Here is a 4,283-nt window from a genome sequence, read left to right on the forward strand (position 1 = left end):
GCGCGGCCGTAGTTCAGAGGTAGAACGTCAGCTTCCCAAGCTGAATGTCGCGGGTTCGATTCCCGCCGGCCGCTCCAGTTTCAGCCCTGCGGCGGCGCTCCCGATCCGGGACGCCCCGGCCCAGGCGAAAAGGGCGGAGCCGCGAGGCTCCGCCCTTCCCGTTTCAGCCGGCCGCCGGATCAGGCGGGGGCGCCGGCCCCGGGCCGGGCGACGTTGCCGTCCTCCTGGCCGCGATCCGTCAGCGTCGGTCCCGGATGATTGTCGGGATCATTGGCGCCGTGCGACCAGCCCTTGATCAGGAAGCTGATCAGGATGAAGCCGACGCCGATGCCGACGCCCCACCAGCCCAGCTTGCCGAAGCCGTCGAGCGAGGTGGCCAGGGCCCCTTGCGGGTCCAGCACCTGGCCGCCGACGGTCTCGGTGCCCATCAGGCCGGCGATCTTGCCGCCGACGAACTGGGCGATGGAGCTGGCCAGGAACCACACCGCCATCATGAAGCTGACCACGGAGGGCAGCGACAATTTGGTGATCTCCGACAGGCCCACGGGCGACAGGAACAGCTCGCCGGTGGTATGCAGCATGTAGAGCAGGGCCAGGATGATCAGCGGCATCTGGAAGGCGCTGTCGACCATGCCCGAGCCGGCCGCCCAGACTACGACCAGGAAGCCGAGGCCGACCTGCACGAGGCCGAGGCCGAACTTCATGGTCGGGTTCGGGTCCATCTTCCGGCTGGCCAGCCAGGCCCACATCGCCGCGAAGATCGGCGCGAAGATCAGGATGAAGCCGGCGTTGAACGACTGCACCTGGGCCGCCGTGATGGTGGCGTCGACCCAGAAGCCCGAGGGGGTGATCCCCGCCGCGGCCAGCTGGGCCGGGGTGCCGATGGTGACGCCGAGGAACTGCATCGCCACCGGGCTTATGGTCAGGTCCACGTTGCGGTCGGCGAACAGGTTCAGCGAGGTGCCGGCCTGTTCGAACAGGGTGAAGAACACCACCGCGCCGAAGATCAGCACCACGGCCAGCATCATCCGCTGGCGCTGCGCCCAGGTCTTGCAGACGAAGGCGATGATCCAGGCGATCAGGGCCAGCGACAGCGCCGTCGAGATGCTCAGCACCGTGCCCACCAGGGCGTTGCGCTGGACCATGAACCAGACGACGCCGACGCCGAGCACGGCGAGGATGTAGATCAGCCACTCGCGGTTGATCGGCCCGACCAGCGGCCGCCTGATCAGTTCGGGGTTGGGCGGTTCGCCGTTGCCCTGCAGCAGCGGCTTGCCGAGAACGAAGACCACGAGGCCCAGGGCCATGCCGACGCCGGCCAGGCCGAAGCCGGCCCACCAGCCCACGGTCTGGCCCAGAAGGCCGCACAGCACCGCGGCCCAGAAGGCCCCGAGGTTGATGCCGTAGTAGTACAGGGTGAAGCCGGAATCCCGGCGCGGATCGCCCTGCGGATACAGTTGCCCGACGATGGTCGAGATGTTCGGCTTCAGGAAGCCGACCCCCATGATGATCAGCGAGATGGCCAGGTAGAAGATGTTGACGCCGTTCTGGTCCCGGGTCTGCTCGAGCTCATAGGAGCCCTCGGCCAGGACCTGCGGCAGGCTGGCGTCGGCGGGCAGATCCGTCAGCGCCAGGCCCCCGCCCTCGGCCGGCGTGAAGTCGTAGCGCTGGCCGTCGACCATGATGCCGACCTCGCGGGCGGCGCCGCGGCCCTCGCCGACGACCTCGTACTGGGTTCCGGCATAGGTCAGGGTCTCGGTCGCGGGCCGGCCCTCGAAGGCCATCATGCCATGGCCCGCCACCAGCAGCACGGCCCCGAAGGCGATGGCCTTGCGCGTGCCGATGTAGCGGTCGGCCATGATGCCGCCGACCAGCGGCAGCAGATAGACCAGCGAGGTGTAGGAGCCGTAGGTGGCGCCCGCCGTGGCGTCGTCGAACAGGAAATTCTGGGTCAGGAAGAAGATCAGGATGGCGCGCATCCCGTAGTAGGAGAACCGCTCCCACATCTCGGCGAAGAACAGGATGATCAGCCCCCGCGGGTGGTTCTTCAGTATCTGGATCAGCACGGGCACGCCCGTCAGCAAGGTGACGAGCAGGCCGGCTATGATGACGATGTTCATGCGGTTTCTCCCCCCGCTCGCCGGGCGCGTAGCCCGGCCGCCGCGCCAAGGGCGCGCCCTCCATCCGTTCTGCTCAACGGCTCACTCCCGATATTGCGGCGCCCGACCTGGCGCGCGAAGGCGCATAAGCAGCACGGCGCGCAAGACCGGACAAGGGTTAAGGGTAAATTGGGCGTGAGCGGGCGGCGCCCGGCCGACGCGACGGGGGGCCGGGACAGGCGGAGCCGACCCCGCCCTGTCCGCCCGCCCCCCGACGTGTGACGCGGGTCCGGTTCGACCCCCGCGCATCCTCCCGGATTCGCCGTGACAGCGGCACGACAACGCCGGTCACTTCTGACATGGTGCGAATTCAACGCGACGCACGGAATTTCCAATGAAGCAGTTCTGGCCCGCCCTGGCCGCCGCCCTCGCCCTGGCCGCCGCCGCGCCCGCCGCCGCCCAGGAGCCCGCCCGCTGGTCCTTCGCCATTCACGGCGGCGCCGGCGTCATCGAGCGCGACAGCCTGACCCCCGAACAGGACGCCGCCTACCGCGCCGCCCTGCACCGGGCGCTGGAGGCCGGGTCCACCGTCCTCGCCAGCGGCGGCTCCGCCCTCGACGCGATCCAGGCCGCCATCCAGATCATGGAGGACGATCCCCTGTTCAACGCCGGGCGCGGCGCGGTCTTCACCGCCGCCGGCCGCAACGAGCTGGACGCCGCCGTCATGGACGGCTCGGACCTGACCGCCGGCGCGGTCGCCGGCCTGACCACCACCCGCCACCCCATCGCCGCCGCCCGCGCGGTGATGGAGCAGTCGCCCCACGTCATGCTGATCGGCCAGGGCGCCGATACGTTCGCCGCCTCGGTCGGGCTGGAGCAGGTCGACCCCGCCTTCTTCTTCACCGAACGCCGCTGGCAGGGGCTGGAGACGGCCTTGCGGGCGCAGAACCTGCCGATCCCGGAACGGCCCGCCGGAACGCCGGGGCCGATGGCGGAGAACAGCCTGCCGGCGCCGCCGCTGAACGAGCGCAAATTCGGCACGGTCGGCGCCGTGGCGCTGGACAGCCAGGGCCGGCTCGCCGCGGGCACCTCGACCGGCGGCATGACCGCCAAACGCTGGGGCCGGGTCGGCGACGTGCCGGTAATCGGGGCGGGGACCTATGCGTCCAATCGCGAGGGTTGCGCGGTGTCCGCCACCGGCTCCGGCGAGTATTTCATTCGGGCCACCGTGGCCCGTGACATATGCGCTCGGATCGGCGCCTGGCAGGCCCTCACCCCGGAACAGCGATATGAGTCCGAAAAGCGGGAGTTTGAAGCGGTCTGTGGAACCGGCCTTCTTCCTGGCGACAACGTGTGCTTGGCTATGTCTCGCCGAGTCGAGCTGGCGGCCGCAGAGACCGAGATTGCTGACGTCGGCTCCATGGGCGGCGACGGCGGCGTGGTCGTCATGGGCCTGGGCGGCGAGCCCGCCTTCGCCATGAACACCTCGGGTATGTATCGCGGCGCGGTTTCGGCCAGTGAACCGGCTTGGGTCGCGATCTATGCGGATGACCCCCAGTACGCCGGTGATGGGGACGAGAACGAATGACCGTCCTCGATCTGGCCGACAAATTCGCGGCCTTCTCCGACCACTGGCGGCCCCGCGTGGCCGCCCGGCTGAACGGGCAGGATGTACGGCTGGTCAAGGTTCAGGGCGTCTTCCCCTGGCACAGTCATGCCGAGGCCGACGAAATGTTCCTCGTCTGGAAGGGCCGGTTCCGGGTCGAGTTCCGCGACCGCATCGAGACCCTCGATCCGGGCCAGTTCATCGTCGTGCCGCGCGGCGTCGAACACCGCACCGCCGCCGACGACGAGGCCGAGGTGCTGATCTTCGAACCGTCGGAGGTGATCAACACCGGCGACGCCCCGGCCTCCGCCTTCACCGCCCCGCAAGGCCAGACCGTATGAGCACCCCCCGCGACACCCCCGGCGTCATCGCCCCGCCGCCGCTGATCTACATCGGCTTCCTGCTGGCCGGCTGGGTGATCTTCCGCTTCGCCAATCCGGCCGTGGTCGGGCCCGAGGTCGCCGGCTGGCTGGGCCTCGGCTTCGGCCTGGAGACCCAGGTCCGCCGCATCGTCGCCCTGCCGCTGATCATCGGCGGCCTGCTGCTGGACGGCGCCGCCGCCGGCTATTTCCGCCGCC

The 4,283-nt window shown here is 69.7% G+C and carries 3 protein-coding genes, 1 tRNA gene and 1 pseudogene; 4 read left to right on the plus strand and 1 reads right to left on the minus strand.

Annotation, left to right across the window (positions count from 1 at the left end; genetic code table 11):
• Positions 1-2: 2 nt before the first annotated feature.
• A tRNA-Gly gene (locus Q0588_RS03050) sits at positions 3-77 on the plus strand.
• Between the two features lie 102 nt (positions 78-179).
• On the opposite strand, the gene Q0588_RS03055 is transcribed toward Q0588_RS03050, so the two are convergent.
• Entirely contained in the window at positions 180-2,120 is a 1,941-nt protein-coding gene (locus Q0588_RS03055) for an oligopeptide:H+ symporter (RefSeq protein WP_298743660.1), read from the minus strand.
• Positions 2,121-2,493: 373 nt separating this feature from the next.
• Between Q0588_RS03055 and Q0588_RS03060 the strand changes: the two genes are divergently transcribed.
• From Q0588_RS03060 to Q0588_RS03070, 3 genes and pseudogenes are all read left to right on the plus strand, one after another.
• Positions 2,494-3,687: an isoaspartyl peptidase/L-asparaginase family protein gene (locus Q0588_RS03060; protein WP_298743662.1), complete on the plus strand. Its 1,194-nt coding sequence runs from the start codon at positions 2,494-2,496 to the stop codon at positions 3,685-3,687.
• A complete protein-coding gene (locus tag Q0588_RS03065) occupies positions 3,684-4,046 on the plus strand; it encodes a cupin domain-containing protein (protein WP_298743664.1) in 363 nt (120 codons plus the stop codon). The genes Q0588_RS03060 and Q0588_RS03065 overlap by 4 nt, the downstream gene beginning before the upstream one ends.
• A pseudogene (locus tag Q0588_RS03070) lies at positions 4,043-4,283 on the plus strand (hypothetical protein); the annotation flags it as partial. The gene Q0588_RS03065 and the pseudogene Q0588_RS03070, both read left to right, overlap by 4 nt.

The organism is uncultured Brevundimonas sp., assembly GCF_937870815.1.
Classification (GTDB): Bacteria; Pseudomonadota; Alphaproteobacteria; order Caulobacterales; family Caulobacteraceae; genus Brevundimonas.

Coding starts and splice junctions, on each gene's coding strand:
- Q0588_RS03055 (WP_298743660.1), bottom strand. CDS start 2,120: ATGAACATCGTCATCATAGCCGGCCTGCTCGTCACCTTGCTGACGGGC.
- Q0588_RS03060 (WP_298743662.1), top strand. CDS start 2,494: ATGAAGCAGTTCTGGCCCGCCCTGGCCGCCGCCCTCGCCCTGGCCGCC.
- Q0588_RS03065 (WP_298743664.1), top strand. CDS start 3,684: ATGACCGTCCTCGATCTGGCCGACAAATTCGCGGCCTTCTCCGACCAC.